The 15,304-nt window shown below is 63.9% G+C and carries 16 protein-coding genes; 11 read left to right on the plus strand and 5 right to left on the minus strand.

Annotated features, from left to right (window positions below):
- Positions 1-231 (plus strand): sporulation protein, encoded by a 231-nt coding sequence (locus QTH91_RS08920; protein WP_286659723.1) that lies wholly within the window; start codon positions 1-3, stop codon positions 229-231.
- On the opposite strand, the gene QTH91_RS08925 is transcribed toward QTH91_RS08920, so the two are convergent.
- Entirely contained in the window at positions 197-1,642 is a 1,446-nt protein-coding gene (locus tag QTH91_RS08925) for a sensor histidine kinase N-terminal domain-containing protein (RefSeq protein ID WP_286659724.1), read from the minus strand. The two genes, QTH91_RS08920 and QTH91_RS08925, sit on opposite strands and share 35 nt — an antisense overlap.
- A 154-nt stretch (positions 1,643-1,796) precedes the next feature.
- Here QTH91_RS08925 and QTH91_RS08930 point away from each other — a divergent pair, with 154 nt between their 5' ends.
- Positions 1,797-2,774 (plus strand): hypothetical protein, encoded by a 978-nt coding sequence (locus QTH91_RS08930; RefSeq protein ID WP_286659725.1) that lies wholly within the window; start codon positions 1,797-1,799, stop codon positions 2,772-2,774.
- A 12-nt stretch (positions 2,775-2,786) separates the two neighbouring features.
- Here QTH91_RS08930 and QTH91_RS08935 read toward each other — a convergent pair whose 3' ends face one another.
- Together QTH91_RS08935 and QTH91_RS08940 are read right to left on the minus strand one after the other, a co-directional pair.
- The gene (locus QTH91_RS08935) at positions 2,787-3,461 is read right to left on the minus strand and encodes a response regulator (protein WP_286659726.1); all 675 of its coding nucleotides are present in this window, start codon (positions 3,459-3,461) and stop codon (positions 2,787-2,789) included.
- A gap of 90 nt (positions 3,462-3,551) precedes the next feature.
- Positions 3,552-4,034, minus strand: coding sequence for a MarR family winged helix-turn-helix transcriptional regulator (locus tag QTH91_RS08940; RefSeq protein WP_286659727.1), 483 nt, complete (start codon positions 4,032-4,034; stop codon positions 3,552-3,554).
- A gap of 148 nt (positions 4,035-4,182) precedes the next feature.
- Here QTH91_RS08940 and recA point away from each other — a divergent pair, with 148 nt between their 5' ends.
- Complete coding sequence (gene recA, locus QTH91_RS08945) at positions 4,183-5,295, plus strand: recombinase RecA (RefSeq protein WP_286659728.1); 1,113 nt, start codon at positions 4,183-4,185, stop codon at positions 5,293-5,295.
- A 48-nt stretch (positions 5,296-5,343) separates the two neighbouring features.
- A complete protein-coding gene (recX, locus tag QTH91_RS08950; RefSeq protein WP_286659729.1) occupies positions 5,344-5,820 on the plus strand; it encodes a recombination regulator RecX in 477 nt (158 codons plus the stop codon).
- Here the strand turns inward: recX and QTH91_RS08955 are convergent, their stop codons facing one another.
- Entirely contained in the window at positions 5,821-6,525 is a 705-nt protein-coding gene (locus QTH91_RS08955; protein WP_286659730.1) for a MarC family protein, read from the minus strand.
- Positions 6,526-6,547: 22 nt separating this feature from the next.
- On the minus strand, positions 6,548-7,471 hold the full coding sequence (argC, locus tag QTH91_RS08960; RefSeq protein ID WP_286659731.1) for an N-acetyl-gamma-glutamyl-phosphate reductase: 924 nt from the start codon (positions 7,469-7,471) through the stop codon (positions 6,548-6,550).
- A gap of 187 nt (positions 7,472-7,658) precedes the next feature.
- Between argC and sucC the strand changes: the two genes are divergently transcribed.
- The 7 genes from sucC to QTH91_RS08995 all read left to right on the plus strand — a co-directional run bounded on the left by sucC (position 7,659) and on the right by QTH91_RS08995 (position 15,102).
- Positions 7,659-8,819 (plus strand): ADP-forming succinate--CoA ligase subunit beta, encoded by a 1,161-nt coding sequence (gene sucC, locus QTH91_RS08965; protein ID WP_286659732.1) that lies wholly within the window; start codon positions 7,659-7,661, stop codon positions 8,817-8,819.
- A gap of 9 nt (positions 8,820-8,828) precedes the next feature.
- A complete protein-coding gene (gene sucD / locus QTH91_RS08970; RefSeq protein WP_286659733.1) occupies positions 8,829-9,722 on the plus strand; it encodes a succinate--CoA ligase subunit alpha in 894 nt (297 codons plus the stop codon).
- Positions 9,723-9,839: 117 nt separating this feature from the next.
- Positions 9,840-10,520: a TerC family protein gene (locus QTH91_RS08975; protein WP_286659734.1), complete on the plus strand. Its 681-nt coding sequence runs from the start codon at positions 9,840-9,842 to the stop codon at positions 10,518-10,520.
- An 82-nt stretch (positions 10,521-10,602) separates the two neighbouring features.
- On the plus strand, positions 10,603-11,364 hold the full coding sequence (locus QTH91_RS08980) for a Stp1/IreP family PP2C-type Ser/Thr phosphatase (RefSeq protein ID WP_286659735.1): 762 nt from the start codon (positions 10,603-10,605) through the stop codon (positions 11,362-11,364).
- Between the two features lie 35 nt (positions 11,365-11,399).
- Positions 11,400-12,065: an FHA domain-containing protein gene (locus QTH91_RS08985; RefSeq protein WP_286659736.1), complete on the plus strand. Its 666-nt coding sequence runs from the start codon at positions 11,400-11,402 to the stop codon at positions 12,063-12,065.
- Between the two features lie 12 nt (positions 12,066-12,077).
- Entirely contained in the window at positions 12,078-14,150 is a 2,073-nt protein-coding gene (locus QTH91_RS08990) for a CHASE2 domain-containing protein (protein WP_286659737.1), read from the plus strand.
- Between the two features lie 169 nt (positions 14,151-14,319).
- Positions 14,320-15,102 (plus strand): 3',5'-cyclic-nucleotide phosphodiesterase, encoded by a 783-nt coding sequence (locus QTH91_RS08995; RefSeq protein ID WP_286659738.1) that lies wholly within the window; start codon positions 14,320-14,322, stop codon positions 15,100-15,102.
- Positions 15,103-15,304: the final 202 nt, after the last annotated feature.

A 15,304-nucleotide genomic window follows, 5' to 3' on the forward strand; every position in this document is an offset into this window, starting at 1 on the left:
ATGCGCCTTCTTCTTCTCGTCCTCGTACTGGCCAACGGCATCTATTTCGCGTGGTCGCACGGCGGCCTGGCCGCGTTCGGCTTTGCGCCGGCGTCGCTCGCTGAGCGCGAGCCGCAACGGATGTCCCAACAGATCCGGCCGCAGGCGCTGGTGATTCGCAACGACGCAAAGGCCAGCCCCGCGCCCTCTGAATCGCCTAGCGGCTCCGCTCCAGCTCGAAGCGCACCGTGAAGCGCGCCCCCGGCGGCTGGCGACCGGGATGCGCGTCTTCGAGGCTCACTTGCGCGTCGTGCCGCGCAGCGATCTCGCGAACGATGGGCAGCCCAAGCCCTGAGCCGTCGGCCTCGTTGCCCAGCACGCGGTAGAAGGGCTCGAAGATCAACTCGCGATCCGGCCCGGCAATGCCCGCGCCGTTGTCTTCGACCTGCAGCAGCAACACCTTGCCGAACGGGTCGGCCAATACGCGCACGGTGATCACGCCGGGTTGATCGGCAGAAGATGGCGTGTACGCAATGGCGTTGTCCAGCAGATTGCGCACCAGTTCCTTGAGCAGCGTCGGGTGCCCTTGCAGTTGCGCGCCGGGCACGCCGGGCTGAACGCCGTCGTAGCCCAGGTCGATTCTCCTGTCGAGCGCGCGAGGCACGGCTTCTCGCACCACCTCGATGGCCAGGCGCGCCAAGTCGCACGGCATGGGCGCCAGCGCTCCGATGCCACCTTCTGCCCGCGCAAGAGAGAGCAGTTGGTTGACCGTGTGCGTGGCCCGGATGCTGGAGCGGCCGATGTGCTTGAGCGACTGCTTGAGCTCGTCTTCGTTCGCGCCGTCGCGCAATGCCAGATCGGCCTGCATCCGCAGCCCAGCCAGTGGCGTCTTGAGTTGGTGCGCCGCGTCTGCCAGGAAGCGCTTTTGCGTGGCAAGCGTTTCCTTCAGCTTGGTCAGCAGTCCGTTGACCGACATCACCAGCGGCGCCACTTCCACCGGCACCTGACTGTCGTCGAGTGGGCTCAAGTCGTCCGGCCTGCGCTCGCGGATGCGGTCTTCCAGTTCCGAGAGCGGCTTGATGCCCCGCACCAACGCGAGCCAGATCAGAAGGATGGCCAGAGGCAGGATGGCGAACTGCGGCAACAGCACGCCCTTGATGATCTCTGCGGCCAGCACGCGCTGCTTTTCGCGTGTTTCCGCAACCTGGATCTGCACACGCAGCGGGGCGCCGTCCACGCCATTGAAAGTCACCCATGTGGCGGCCACCCGCACTGTCTGGCCGCGCATGGTGTCGTCGCGCAGGACCACGTCACCCGGGTTGTCCGCCTCGTCGAGCGCCTTGGGCAGGTCTGCATCGCCTCCGAGCAATTGCCCGTCCGCGCCGAGCACCTGGTAATAGACATGGTCTGTATCGTCGGCGCGAAGAAATTCGCTGGCCGCTTGTGGAAGACGGAACTGCATCAGTCCGTCCTGGTAGCTCACCAGCCTGGCCAGGGTCTGCGCGTTGAACTGCAGCGTCCGGTCGAATGGCCGGTTGGCGATGCCCTGCGCCACCAGCCAGGTCATGCCGATGCTCACGGGCACCAGCAAGAGCAAGGGGGTGAGCATCCAGTCGAGGATCTCGCCAAACAGAGAGCGCTGGCCGTGCTGGAAGAGTCTCAAGTGAAGTAGTCCTCAAAGTTTGCGCGGCGCGTGACATTCACGGCCGATTCCGAACGCAGTTGCCGAATCGTCTTTGAATCTTTGTCGACCTCCTGGGCTATCTTCGCCGCGGGTCAAACGCAACCCGATAACAAAACCCAGGGAGTTAACAATCATGAATTCTGCATTCGGCGTGCCGCCGCGTGGCCGCGCATTTCCTCTTAGTGTCTTGACGGGCGCCGTCGCGGCCATCGTGCTGACGGCTTGCGGCGGGGGAGGGGGCGGCGGAACGACCTCGACCACGACCGCACGAAGCGTGCCCTCGACGGTTTCGACCAACAACAACGCGTCGACACCCAAAGCCCCGAGCGCCACGCAAACCGACGACCCCAAATATGCCGCCGTGGCGGGCAGCGAGCCCATGCCCTCGCTCAGCGAGCCGCAAGCGGGCTCAACCGCGGCCGTTGGCAATGGCTACGAAGGGATCTACATCAGAGACTTCGGTGACACGGTGCAGTTGGCTTTCATCGGGCCCGACAACAGCGTTCTGTCGCAGCGTGGCAAGTCGTGGTTCTGGGGTGCGCTGGACGTTCGGGGACAGGCCTGGACGTTCAAGTCTGAGTCCGTAGGCACGGAGGACGGCACAACCCTCGATTCATTGATCGGCTCGGGCACTTTCGAAACGAAGAGCTCGATGTCCGGGCGCTACAACTTCGAAGGCGGAGTTTCGAACGTCTGGGGCCCCATCAAATACACCTACGAAAACGCATTGGCGGTCGACCAGTCGAGCGTGGCTGGATCGTGGGGCGTGCGGGATGCGGACGGCATGTCGTTCACCGTGGATGCGACGGGCGCCCTCAAGGGCAAGACCACTGGCACGAACTACGGCGTTTGCGAGCTGAGCGGCGCCTTGGTGCAGCGCGAGCCGGGCACGAAGAAAAACCTCTATTCGCTCGAGCTGAAAGGGGTGAACGCCGCCACCGGCGATCAGCCCGCTTGCCTGATTGACAAGGCACCCTTCAAGGGAAGCGCATTCATCGGGCTGGTGCCGGCAGGGAAGTACAACTCGAACGGCTATTTCCGTGTGCTTGTGGGCTTGGTCAACACCGAAGGACACGCCCGATTCATGGTTGCACTCGATCGTCAACGCTGACATCACGGGCTGCTAGGAGGAAATCTTCTCCAGGCAGTACCCAAGGCCCCTGACCGTTGCGATGCGGATGGGGCCTTTCTCGATCTTCTTGCGAAGGCGATGGATGTAGACCTCGATCGCATTGAGGCTCACTTCCTCGCCCCATTCGCACAATCGCTCCACCAACTGATCCTTGCTGACCAGCCGACCGGCACGCTGGAGCAGCACCTCGAGCAGGCCCAGCTCACGCGCGGACAGCTCGATCATCTTGCCGTCGATGGTGGCGACGCGCCCGGCCTGGTCGTAGACCAGCGGGCCGTGCCGGATCGCGTTGCTGGTCGCGCCCATGCCGCGGCGCGTCAGCGCTCTCACGCGCGCCTCGAGCTCCTGCAGCGAAAAAGGTTTGGCCATGTAGTCGTCGGCGCCGTAGTCCAGGCCCTTGACGCGCTCTTCCACGCTGTCGGCGGCGGTGAGCACCAGCACCGGCATCTGAAGGCCGCGTGCGCGCAGGCGCTTGAGGATGTCGAGGCCATGCATTCCCGGCAGTCCCAGGTCGAGGATGAGCAAATCGAACTCGCTGTTGGTCATCAGCGCCGTGTCGGCTTGCGTCCCCGTGGCCACATGGTCCACGGCGGCGCCCGAGGTGCGCAGGCTGCGCAGCAGTGCATCGGCGAGCACCTGGTCGTCTTCGGCTATCAATATGCGCACGCGGTCCGTCTCTGGTCGTGTGCGGCGCGATCATGTGCTTCGTGGTGCACCTGTCGCAGCCGCTGTTCTCGCATCCCTGCGGTGGAAATTCTAGGCTTGTGCATAGGCTTCCAGGCCAATGGTTAGCACGGTGGCGATGTCGTCGCCCACGCTGTCGCGAAACTCTTTCTCGGCTTGTGCCACGGCGCGCCTGAAGGCTTCCAGCCAAGCCAGCCCATCGGCGGTGAAGCGCACCTGGCGCGCACGCGCGTCGAGCGGATCGGCTTCGCGCGTGACCAGGCCCCAGGCCTCGCATTGATCGACCAGCGCACCCATCGCCTGTTTGCTCATGCCGGCGTTCTGTGCCAGATCGGTCAGGCGCGATCCGGAAAGCGAGAGGTGCCGGGTGACGTGGATGTGCGCCGCGCTCACCTGCTGGCGCGCGGCGAGGTTGGACAACGCCAGAGGCACGTCGATGTCATGTGCCATGAGTGTGAGCACACGTTCGTCGAAGCGGCGTACGGCATGTCCCAGCAGTCGCCCTAGGTGGGTCTGACGCCAGGGATCGTCACGGTGTTCGGTCGTTGAATCCATCCGACCAAATGGTAAAGCAAACTGACCAAAAAACAGCTTCTCAAGAATCTATCGGCTCGTACACTACTGTTCAAGCATCCAGCCTGTAATTTGAAACAGGCCAGGCCGCGAGACACAACAACCTATTGATCTTCAAGGAGTTTTCCACATGGACGCAGTCGTCAAGGGCGCAAGCATCGCCGGTGCCAATACTGAAAAGGCCAAGGCCCTGCAGGCCGCGCTGGCCCAGATCGAGAAGCAGTTCGGCAAGGGCACGATCATGCGCCTGGGCGAGGGCGAAGCCCTGTCCGATGTGCAGGTGGTCTCCACAGGCTCGCTGGGGCTGGACATCGCCCTGGGCGTCGGTGGTTTGCCGCGCGGCCGTGTGGTCGAGATCTACGGCCCGGAATCGTCCGGCAAGACCACGCTCACGCTTCAGGTGATCGCCGAAATGCAGCGTCAGGCCGGCACCTGCGCTTTCGTCGACGCCGAACATGCGCTGGATGTGCAGTACGCGCAAAAGCTGGGTGTCAACCTGGCCGACCTGCTCATCAGCCAGCCCGACACCGGAGAGCAGGCCCTGGAAATCGTCGATTCGCTGGTGCGCTCGGGTGCCGTCGACCTGATCGTGGTCGACTCGGTCGCCGCGCTCACTCCCAAGGCCGAAATCGAGGGCGAGATGGGCGATGCGCTGCCCGGCCTGCAGGCCCGCCTGATGAGCCAGGCGCTTCGCAAGCTCACTGCGACCATCAAGAAGACCAATTGCATGGTCATCTTCATCAACCAGATCCGCATGAAGATCGGCGTGATGTTCGGCTCGCCCGAGACCACCACCGGCGGCAATGCGCTCAAGTTCTATTCGTCGGTGCGCCTGGACATCCGCCGCATCGGCACCATCAAGAAGGGCGACGAGGCCATCGGCAACGAGACCAAGGTCAAGGTGGTCAAGAACAAGGTCAGCCCCCCCTTCAAGACGGCCGAGTTCGACATCCTGTTCGGCGAGGGCATCTCGCGCGAGGGCGAAATCATCGACATGGGTGTGAACGCCCGCATCATCGAGAAGTCCGGTGCCTGGTATGCCTACAACGGCGAGAAGATCGGCCAGGGTCGCGATAACGCCCGGGAGTTCCTGCGTGAGAACGTGGAACTGGCGCGCGAGATCGAGAACAAGGTGCGCGAATCGCTGGGCATTCCCCTGCTCGCCGGCGATGTCGACGCCAGCACCGACAAGCCGAAGAAGACCAAGGCCGAGAAAGCCGACAAGGCCGACAAGACTGAGTAAGCCAGCCGGGCCGGGTGTCGGCCCTTCGGGGCCGCGCGAGCATTCCACATGGCATTCGACGCACCTTCCCTCAAGGGTCGCGCGCTGCGCCTTCTGAGCCAGCGCGAGCATTCGCGCGCGGAGCTCGAGCGCAAGCTGGCCAGGCACGAAGAGGAGCCCGGCACGCTGGCCAAGGCACTCGATGAACTGGCCGCCAACAATTTCATCAGCGAGCCACGCGTCGTGGCTTCGGTGCTTCATCAGCGCGCATCACGATCGGGCGCGCTGCGGATCCGGCAGGAACTTCAGGCCAAGGGCGTGGCGCCCGAAGCCATCGCCGAAGCCGTGGCGAGTCTGCAGAACACCGAGGTCGAACGTGCGCTGGCCTTGTGGCGCCGTCGCTTCGGTGCGCCGCCGGCCGATGCCAAGGAACGCGCGCGTCAGGTGCGCTTTCTGATGGCGCGCGGATTCTCGGGCGCCGTCGCATCCAAGGTGCTTCGAAGCGACGTTGGCGACCACTTTGACGAGTCGCCGCCAGATGAGTGATCAGCGCAGCCGGTAGCCCTCGGCAATCGCCGCCGACAGCAATGGGCTGGCACCGTCCCAGAAGATCTGGATGCCCAGGCACAACAGGATGAACGCCGACAGTCGCAAGAAGATGATGGTGCCGGTCTCTCCCAACGGGCGCAGCAGATTCTCGGCGTAGCGATAGCAAAGCAGGATCACCACCGCCACCAGGCCCAGTCCGATCACCGATCCGGTCGTGCGTGCCAGTGCCAAGGTCCATGAGGGATCGGCCAGAGTGGCGCCCACGGTGATTGTCGCGGCCAGCGATCCGGGTCCGCAGGTGATCGGGAACGAGAGCGGATAGAAGGCGGTGCTGCGCACCATGTCGGCGGTGTAGCCCTCGGCGAGCTTGGCGGCGCGCGGCGAATCGCTGCGTTCGGCGCCCAGCAATTTCCAGCCGGTCTGGATGACCAGGAGGCCGCCGCCCACGCGAACGATGTTCAGCGAGATGCCGAAGAAATCGAGCACGTAGGAGCCCACGAGCGTGCAGCCCAGCATCAACAGGAAAACGTTCTTGGCGATGCGGCGCGCCAACTCTTCGCGGGTGGCGGCGTTGGCGCCCTCGGTCAGCGACAGAAAGATGGTCGCGGTACTGGGCGGATTGATGATGGGCAGCAAGGTGGCTGCCACCAGGAACACGCTTTTCCCGAGCGCTCCCAGATGGAGCAGGAGTTCCGCGGTCATCCGGCGCGCGGCTTCAGGAAGCTCAAAGCCCCAGCATCAGCTTGAGGTTTTGCACCGCCGCGCCGCTGGCGCCCTTGCCCAGGTTGTCCAGGCGGGCGATCACGACGGCATGTCTGTGGTCTTCGTTCGGGAAGACGCGGATTTCCAGCACGTTGGTGTCGTTCAGGCCGAGCGGATCGAGCTTGCCGTCCTCAGTGGGTGGAAGCACTTTCACGAACTGCTCAGGCGTGTTGCTGCGCGCGTAGTGCGTGGCCAGCACGTCCTGGATGTCGGCAGCCCGCGGTTTGCCGGGCAGTTGATCGAGGTGCAGGGGCAGGTTGACCAGCATACCCTGGCGGAAATTGCCCACTGAAGGAATGAACACGGGCCGCGTGGCGAGGCCCGTGTATTTCATGATCTCGGGAATGTGCTTGTGCTTGAGGCCAAGCGCGTAGGTTTCGTAAGCCGGGGCCTCGTTCTTCTCGTAGGCCTCGATCATGGTGCGGCCGCCGCCCGAATAGCCGCTTACCGATGGCAAGCTGATCGGCGTATCGGGGGGCAATACGCCAGCGTCCACGAGTGGTCGAACCAGCGCGATCGCGCCCGTGGCGTAGCAGCCCGGATTGGCAACGCGCGACGCCGAGGCCACCAGGGCGGCATGCCCCTCGACCAGTTCCGGAAACCCGTACACCCAGCCCGGTGCGACGCGGTGCGCCGTCGAGGCGTCGATGATCTTGGGCTTGCGACCGGGCAGCGCATCGATGAGCGCCACCGATTCCCTGGCCGCGTCGTCGTGCAGGCAGAGCACCACCAAGTCGACGCCAGCCATCAGCTCGCGCTTGGCATCGACGTCCTTGCGACGCTCGGGGGCGATGCTGACAAGTTCGACCTGCGGCATCTTCTCTAGCCGCTCACGGATCTGCAGGCCGGTGGTGCCTGCCTCGCCATCGATGAAGACCTTGGCCATGCGCTTTTTCCCCCGTTTTTGGCACCCAGTGCCTACGTAAATACCGAATGCCGGCGCACCCGGTTGGTGCAACGCAGCATGATACAGTTAACGGATTGTCCTTCGACCGTGCCGAATTTGCGCAGTGGCCGGCGGGCAACGGCAGCAATCCAGCTTCTGTTCAACCTCCGCCCGAGAGAGTTCCCTCATGAAGATTCACGAATACCAAGGCAAGGAAATTCTTGCCAAATTCGGCGTGCCCGTACCTCGCGGCATTCCGGCGTTCACGGTTCAGGAGGCGGTCGAGGCCGCCCAGAAGCTCGGAGGCCCTGTCTGGGTCGTCAAGGCCCAGATCCACGCAGGTGGGCGCGGCAAGGGCGGCGGCGTCAAGGTTGCCAAGAGCGTCGACCTGGTCAAGGAACTGTCTTCGCAGATCCTGGGCATGCAGCTCAAGACCCACCAGACCGGCCCCGAAGGCCAGAAGGTGCGTCGCCTGTACATCGAAGAAGGCGCAGACATCCAGAAGGAGTACTACCTCTCGCTCGTGACCGACCGCGCCACGCAGAAGGTGGCCTTCATCGCGTCGAGCGAAGGCGGCATGGACATCGAGGAAGTGGCCCACTCCACGCCCGAGAAGATCATCACCGTGTACGTGGACCCGCTGGTCGGCTTCACCGAAGCGCTGGGCAAGGAACTGGCCAAGGGCATCAGCCTGCCTGCCGATTCCGAAGCGCAGTTTGTCGACCTGTGCGGCAAGCTCTACAAGTGCTACATGGACACGGACGCCTCGCTGGTCGAGATCAACCCGCTCAACCGCGACAGCAAGGGCAACATCATCGCCCTGGACGCCAAGTTCAACTTCGACTCCAACGCGCTGTTCCGCCATCCCGAGATCGTCGCCATGCGCGATCTGGACGAAGAAGACCCGGCTGAAGTCGAAGCCAGCAAGTTCGACCTGGCCTACATCTCGCTGGACGGCAACATCGGCTGCCTGGTCAACGGCGCAGGGCTGGCCATGGCGACGATGGACACCATCAAGCTGTTCGGCGGCGAGCCGGCCAACTTCCTCGACGTGGGCGGCGGAGCCACCCCCGAGAAGGTGACCGAAGCCTTCAAGATCATGCTCAAGAACAAGAATGTCCAGGGCATCCTGGTCAACATCTTCGGCGGCATCATGAAGTGCGACACCATCGCCACCGGCGTGATCGCCGCGTGCAAGGCGGTGAACCTTTCCGTGCCGCTGGTGGTGCGCATGAAGGGCACCAACGAAGAACTGGGCAAGAAGATGTTGGCCGAATCCGGCCTGCCGATCATCAGCGCGGACACGATGGCCGAAGCGGCTCAAAAAGTGGTTGCGGCCGTCAAGTAAGGAATAGTCATGTCGATCTACATCAACAAGGACACCAAGGTCATCACGCAAGGGATCACCGGCAAAACCGGCCAATTCCACACCGAGAAGTGCCAGGAATACGCCAACGGCAAGAACTGCTTCGTCGCGGGCGTGAACCCCAAGAAGGCGGGCGAGTCGATCTTCAACATCCCGATCTACGGTTCGGTGAAGGAAGCCGCCCAGCAGACCGGCGCCACCGTGTCGGTGATCTACGTGCCGCCTCCGGGCGCCGCTGCCGCCATCTGGGAGGCTGTGGAAGCCGACCTCGACATGGCCATCTGCATCACCGAAGGCATTCCGGTTCGCGACATGCTCGAAGTGCGCAACAAGATGAAGGCCAAGGAAGCCAAGGGCGGCAAGAAGACGCTGCTGCTGGGCCCCAACTGCCCCGGCCTGATCACGCCTGACGAGATCAAGATCGGCATCATGCCCGGCCACATCCACCGCAAGGGACGCATCGGCGTCGTCTCGCGCTCGGGCACGCTGACGTACGAAGCCGTTGCGCAACTGACCGAGATCGGCCTGGGCCAATCGTCGGCGGTGGGCATTGGCGGCGACCCGATCAACGGCCTCAAGCACATCGACGTCATGAAGGCTTTCAACGACGATCCCGACACCGACGCCGTGATCATGATCGGCGAGATCGGCGGCCCGGACGAGGCTGAAGCCGCTCGTTGGTGCAAGGAAAACATGAAGAAGCCGGTGGTCGGCTTCATCGCTGGCGTCACCGCGCCTCCGGGCAAGCGCATGGGTCACGCCGGCGCGCTGATCTCCGGTGGCGCTGACACGGCAGACGCCAAGCTCGCCATCATGGAAGAGTGCGGCTTCACCGTCACGCGCAACTTCTCCGAACTGGGCAAGCTGCTCAAGTCTCGCCTGTAAGGCCGGGAGGCCTCGAAGTTCCGCACTGCGCGGCAATTTCGAAAGCAAGCGCTCGCAACTGAAAGGTGGCGAGCGCTTTTTCTTTTTGGCTGCGCAGGAGCAGCTTGGGGTGAAACGATGGACTTAGCGCAAGACGCCGACTTCTGGATCGCCTTGGTCGAGATCGTCTGGATCAACATCCTGCTGTCGGGCGACAACGCTGTCGTCATCGCACTGGCGGCGCGGTCTTTGCCAGCCGCGCAGCAGATGCGGGCCATCGTCTTCGGCTCCGCGGCGGCGGTGGTGCTGCGCATCGTCCTGACAATGCTGGCGGTCGAACTGCTGACGCTGCCCTTCCTGCAGATCATTGGCGGCGCGCTGCTGCTATGGATTGGCGTGCAGCTTCTGGGCGACGAGCAGGAGGGCGAAGGGGAGGGCCCGGAACCATCGGGCCTGGGCGCCGCCATTCGCACCATCTTGCTGGCCGATCTGGTGATGAGTCTGGACAACGTGATCGCCGTGGCGGCGGCTGCGCAGGGCGACATGGTGCTGCTGGCGCTCGGCCTGGCCATCGGCATTCCGCTCGTCATCTTCGGCAGTCGCTTGATGATCCGACTGATGGAACGCCTGCCCATCATCATCACCGTGGGGGCGGCGCTGATCGGCTGGGTCGCTGGCCAGACCATCGCGAACGACGTGGTCCTGCAGGATCTGACGAGCCGCCAACCCTGGCTGCGTCATGCGGCGGCGGCGGCCGGCGCGGCAGCCGTCTTGCTCCTTGGCCACCTCTTCAAGGCAAGAACGCGCGACGCACCGTGACGTTTGCCGCGCGCGGCCTACTTGGCGCGGGCTTGTTCTGTGGCAAGCTCGTCGATTCACTGTTTATCAACATTCGCAATCTGTGTCGTCCTGGGATTTTGTGGCGCTCACCGACCCGGGACGGGTGCGGGCCAACAACGAAGATGCCGTCTCGTTCGACGCGCCATTGGGCTTGGCCATCCTTGCCGACGGCATGGGTGGCTACAACGGCGGCGAAGTCGCCAGCGGCATGACCATTGCCCTGCTGCAGGCCAGTATCGGCCGGTGGCTGGCGCATGCGGGCCCTGAGGCCAGCACTCGGGGCGTGCGCAGGGCCTTGCAGGCGGGGGTGGACGAAGCCAACCTGGCCGTTCTGGAGGCCAGCGTCGCGAATTCGCAACTCCAAGGCATGGGCACGACGCTGGTTGCAGCAGTCTTCGGCCCCAAGAAGGTCGTCGTCGGTCATATTGGCGATTCGCGCTGCTACCGCCTTCGCGGCCAGACTCTCGAACAACTCACGCACGATCACTCGCTGCTGCAGGAGCAATTGGATGCCGGCGTGCTCACGCCGGAGCAGGCCTTGCATTCGCCGATCCGGAACCTGGTCACCCGGGCTGTTGGCATTGAGCGACAGGTCTTGCTGGAGATGAAAGAGTTCGACACCCAGCCGGGGGACCTCTATCTCCTGTGCTCGGATGGCCTCAGCGAGATGGTTTCGGCGGAGGACATTTTCACGGTTTTGTTACAAGATATCGATCTTTCTCATAAAGCAACACTTTTGGTTTCACTTGCAAACGACAATGGCGGCCGTGACAACATTTCCGTCGTCCTTGCGCGCGCAAATTCGACCGATTCCGTTGCATAACAAACACAAGAGCGAGTTCGACCGAGGAGCAGGCCATGCCGAAACTGATCGTGTCTATTGATGGGGTCGTTATCAAGGAGGTCAGGCTTTCCAAGGAGCGGACGACGCTCGGGCGGCGCCCCTACAACGACGTGGTGATCGACAATCTTGCCGTGAGCGGCGAGCATGCCGTGCTCCATATGATCGGCGGCGATGTCTACATCGAAGACCTCCACAGCACGAACGGCACGTACATCAACGGCAGCCCCGTCAAGAAGCAGATGCTGGCGCACCAGGATCTGGTGGAGGTGGGCAAGTACAAGATCCGCTTCCTCGCACGAGGCGGCGTGGGCGATGGCGAAGTGGCTGGCACCGTCGCCGGCGCTGGCGCCCCGAATGGCTCGCCATCTGACAGCGTTCCTCTTTCTGTCGCGCCGACAGCGCAGATGCCGCTGGGCGGCAACGCAGGCGCGGCGACGCTGCGCGTCTTGTCCGGCGCCGGTGCCGGGCGCGAAGTGGCGCTCTCCAAGGTCGTCACGACCATCGGCAAGCCCGGGCTGGCCGTGGCTGCCGTCACCCGCCGGCTGCAGGGCTACGTGGTGGCGCCCATCGATGGCGACACCCTGCTCAACGGCGAGCCCCTTGGCGCCGACGCCGTCGCGCTGCAGGATGGCGACATGCTGGAGCTTGGCGGCACGCGAATGCAGTTCGTCTTCAGCTAACCAGGCGCTTGCATGGCCGCCCTGCTGAAGAGGCACTGGGCGCGCATCCTGGTAACGCTGCTGCCGGTGGCGGCCATGGCGGCGTTCGTCGTGGCACCGAGCCGGCCCATGCTCGACAGCCTGGACTTCGGCATCTACGACTGGCGCCTGCGCCTGACGGCACCGCATACCTTCGACCCCCGAATCGTCATCGTCGACATCGACGACATGAGCCTGCAGGCCGTCGGCCAATGGCCATGGGGGCGCGACACCATGGCGCGGCTGACGCACGAACTGATGGACCGGCAAAAGGCGGCCGCGCTCGGCTTCGACATGGTGTTCCCTGAAGAGGACCGAAGCTCGGGCCTGAACAGCCTTCGCGAACTGGCCGATGGCCCGCTGAGCGACAACGCCGCGCTGAAAGCCCAACTGGAGAGCCTGACGCCCGCGCTCGACAACGACGGCAACTTTGCTCGCGCCATGCATCACCACCGCGTCGCGCTTGGCTACTACCTGACGCAAAGCGGAACGCCGCTCACCAAGGGCACCTTGCCGCAGCCGCAGCTCAAGTCGACGGACTTTCCCGCCGGGCGCATCTACGCCACGCAGTGGAACGGCTTTGGCGGCAACATCGCCCCGCTGGCGGTGGCGGCCAGCGCGGCAGGGTTCATCAACGCATACATCAGTTCGCGCAGCGACGGACTGCTGCGATTGGCGCCATTACTGGCCTACTTCGGTGGCGAGCATGGCCAGGACGGGTATTACGAATCGCTGGGGCTGGCGGTCTACCGCCTCGCCACGGCCACCGAGCAGATTACGCCCCGCTTCGCCCCCACGAACGACAAGGCCCCGCCGCTGCAGGCGCTGGTGCTGGGCAGCGGGCCTACTGCGACCACGGTGCCGGTGGATCAGATCAGCCGCATGCTGGTGCCCTATCGCGGCGCTGGCGGGGCCACGGGCGGCTCGTTCCAGTATGTCTCGGCCATCGACGTGCTTTCTGGCGGGCTGCGGCCCGGTGACTTGAGCGGCAAGATCGTCTTGGTCGGCACCACCGCTCCCGGCTTGCAGGACCTGCGCGCCACGCCCATGAGCGCCACTTTTCCGGGCGTCGAGGTGCACGCCAACGTCATCTCCGCCTTGCTGGATCGGCGGTTTGTCTCCTTGCCGGACTACGCCCGCGGGTTCGAACTGGCGGTGCTGCTCGTCGCGGGGCTGCTGCTGGCCTTCGTCATGTCGGCGCTGCCCTTGTTGCGCGCATCGATGTTCTTCCTGCTCGTGTTCCTGGCGGTGATCGCGTTCAACACCTGGCTCTTCCTGGCCCAGGGGCTGGTCCTGCCTTTGGCCTCTGCGCTCGTCACCATGCTGCTCGCCTTCGGCGCGAACATGGGGTGGGGATATTTGGTGGAAGCACGAGCCCGCCGGGGCCTGGCCAATCTGTTCGGTACCTATGTACCGCGCCCGCTGGTCGAAAAGATGCTAGAAAGCCCGCGCAACTACAGCATGCGCGCAGAGAGCAAGGAACTCACCGTCATGTTCTGCGACATGCGCGGCTTTACGCGCATATCGGAGCAACTGCCGCCGGTGGCGTTGCAGAGCTTCCTGAACGAGTTGTTCAGCCGGCTGACCGAGATCATCAGCCGCCACGGCGGCACGGTCGACAAGTACATGGGCGACTGCGTGATGGCCTTCTGGGGTGCTCCCGTGCCCAGTGACGACCACGCCACGTCGGCCGTGGCCGCAGCGCTGGAAATGGCCGAGGCCGTCAAGCACCTGCGCATTGCCGACCAAGACACGGAAGTCAACGTTGGCATCGGCCTCAACACCGGCGTGATGAGCGTGGGTGACATGGGCTCGTTGGTGCGGCGCAGCTACACGGTGGTGGGCGACGCGGTCAATCTGGCCGCCCGGCTGGAAAGCCTGGGCCCCGCCTATGGCGTGGCCATCGTTGCCAGCGAGCAGACCATGCAACGCAGCCGTGGATTTGAATCTCGACCGCGTGCAGGTTCGCGGCCGCCAGCAGAGCGTGACCATCTGCACCCCGTTGGGCTCGAGCCACGGCGCGGGAAAGGCTGGGCGTCTGTCAACCGGCCCAGCTGCATGAAGTGATTAGGAAACATCTTTTCCTGCCGTGGGAAAAAGATGCGAAAAAAGTCCTTTACCGCCTCCACACGTAGCGATTAGCCTCCGCTGAGCCTGCGCCGTGAAAACGTTCGGGCCGCTTCAAGAACATCCCAACCAACGAGAACGTTAGCCTTAAAACGAGGCTTTGCCACAGATGCAGGTGCGTGTATTGGGGTGCTCCGGTGCCATTGCCAAGGACTGCCGGACCACCTCCTTCCTGGTTGACCGCGACCTGCTGGTGGACGCGGGCACCGGCGTTGGCGATCTCAACCTGTGGGAAATGAGCGAGATCGACGACGTGTTGCTCACGCACTCGCATCTCGACCACATCACCGCCCTGCCGCTGATGATCGACGCGGTGGCCAACCGCCGCACCAAACCCCTGCGCGTGCATGCGTTGCCTGAAACCATCGCGGCGCTGCGCACACACGTCTTCAACAACATCATCTGGCCGGACTTTGCCGCCATCCCCAGCCGCGATGCGCCATTCGTGAGCTTTCACGAAATCGACATGGGCCAAGTGCTGACCCTGGGCACCCAGCGACCCAAGGTCATCGAAGTGCTGCCCGCATTCCATACCGTGCCGGCCTGCGGCTTTGCCATTGGCTGCGCCGAGGGCGGAAGGCAATGGGTGTTCAGCGGCGACACCGAGCGCAACCAGAGCTTCTGGCAGCGGGTGAATCAACTGGACGTGGGCGCCCTCGTCATCGAAACCGCCTTCAGCAACCGCGAGCAAGCCCTGGCCGAGCGCAGCCGCCACCTCTCGCCCGCCACCCTCGTCGAAGAGCTGGGCCTGATCGGTGCCGACAAGCGCTACCCGATCTACATCACCCACACCAAGCCGGCCGAAACGGCCGAGATCATGAGCCAGATCGGCGGCCAGGTGAGCCACCACGACATCCGCTGGCTGGCCGCGGATGACGTTCTCGTCCTCTGAGGGTAGACATTTCTTGCGGAGTGACAAGAAATGTCAGGCGGCTGATGCTGCGCGGCAACAGAAATTGTCAGTGCCTGTAACTCGTTCGTGAACAAAGTCTCGGGAAAACGCCGAGAAGCGAGACGAAAAGGGGTTGGCACAGATGCTGCGGTTACAGGTTCGGCTCCGGGGCGCTCCCGGGCTTGATTTAAAGATTTGAACC

It is taken from the genome of Variovorax dokdonensis, assembly GCF_030316895.1.
Taxonomy (GTDB): Bacteria; Pseudomonadota; Gammaproteobacteria; order Burkholderiales; family Burkholderiaceae_C; genus Variovorax; species Variovorax dokdonensis.

Coding starts and splice junctions, on each gene's coding strand:
- sucC (WP_286659732.1), top strand. CDS start 7,659: ATGAAGATTCACGAATACCAAGGCAAGGAAATTCTTGCCAAATTCGGC.
- QTH91_RS08920 (WP_286659723.1), top strand. CDS start 1: ATGCGCCTTCTTCTTCTCGTCCTCGTACTGGCCAACGGCATCTATTTC.
- QTH91_RS08930 (WP_286659725.1), top strand. CDS start 1,797: ATGAATTCTGCATTCGGCGTGCCGCCGCGTGGCCGCGCATTTCCTCTT.
- recX (WP_286659729.1), top strand. CDS start 5,344: ATGGCATTCGACGCACCTTCCCTCAAGGGTCGCGCGCTGCGCCTTCTG.
- QTH91_RS08975 (WP_286659734.1), top strand. CDS start 9,840: ATGGACTTAGCGCAAGACGCCGACTTCTGGATCGCCTTGGTCGAGATC.
- QTH91_RS08985 (WP_286659736.1), top strand. CDS start 11,400: ATGCCGAAACTGATCGTGTCTATTGATGGGGTCGTTATCAAGGAGGTC.
- recA (WP_286659728.1), top strand. CDS start 4,183: ATGGACGCAGTCGTCAAGGGCGCAAGCATCGCCGGTGCCAATACTGAA.
- QTH91_RS08990 (WP_286659737.1), top strand. CDS start 12,078: ATGGCCGCCCTGCTGAAGAGGCACTGGGCGCGCATCCTGGTAACGCTG.
- QTH91_RS08940 (WP_286659727.1), bottom strand. CDS start 4,034: ATGGATTCAACGACCGAACACCGTGACGATCCCTGGCGTCAGACCCAC.
- sucD (WP_286659733.1), top strand. CDS start 8,829: ATGTCGATCTACATCAACAAGGACACCAAGGTCATCACGCAAGGGATC.
- QTH91_RS08995 (WP_286659738.1), top strand. CDS start 14,320: ATGCAGGTGCGTGTATTGGGGTGCTCCGGTGCCATTGCCAAGGACTGC.
- argC (WP_286659731.1), bottom strand. CDS start 7,471: ATGGCCAAGGTCTTCATCGATGGCGAGGCAGGCACCACCGGCCTGCAG.
- QTH91_RS08955 (WP_286659730.1), bottom strand. CDS start 6,525: ATGACCGCGGAACTCCTGCTCCATCTGGGAGCGCTCGGGAAAAGCGTG.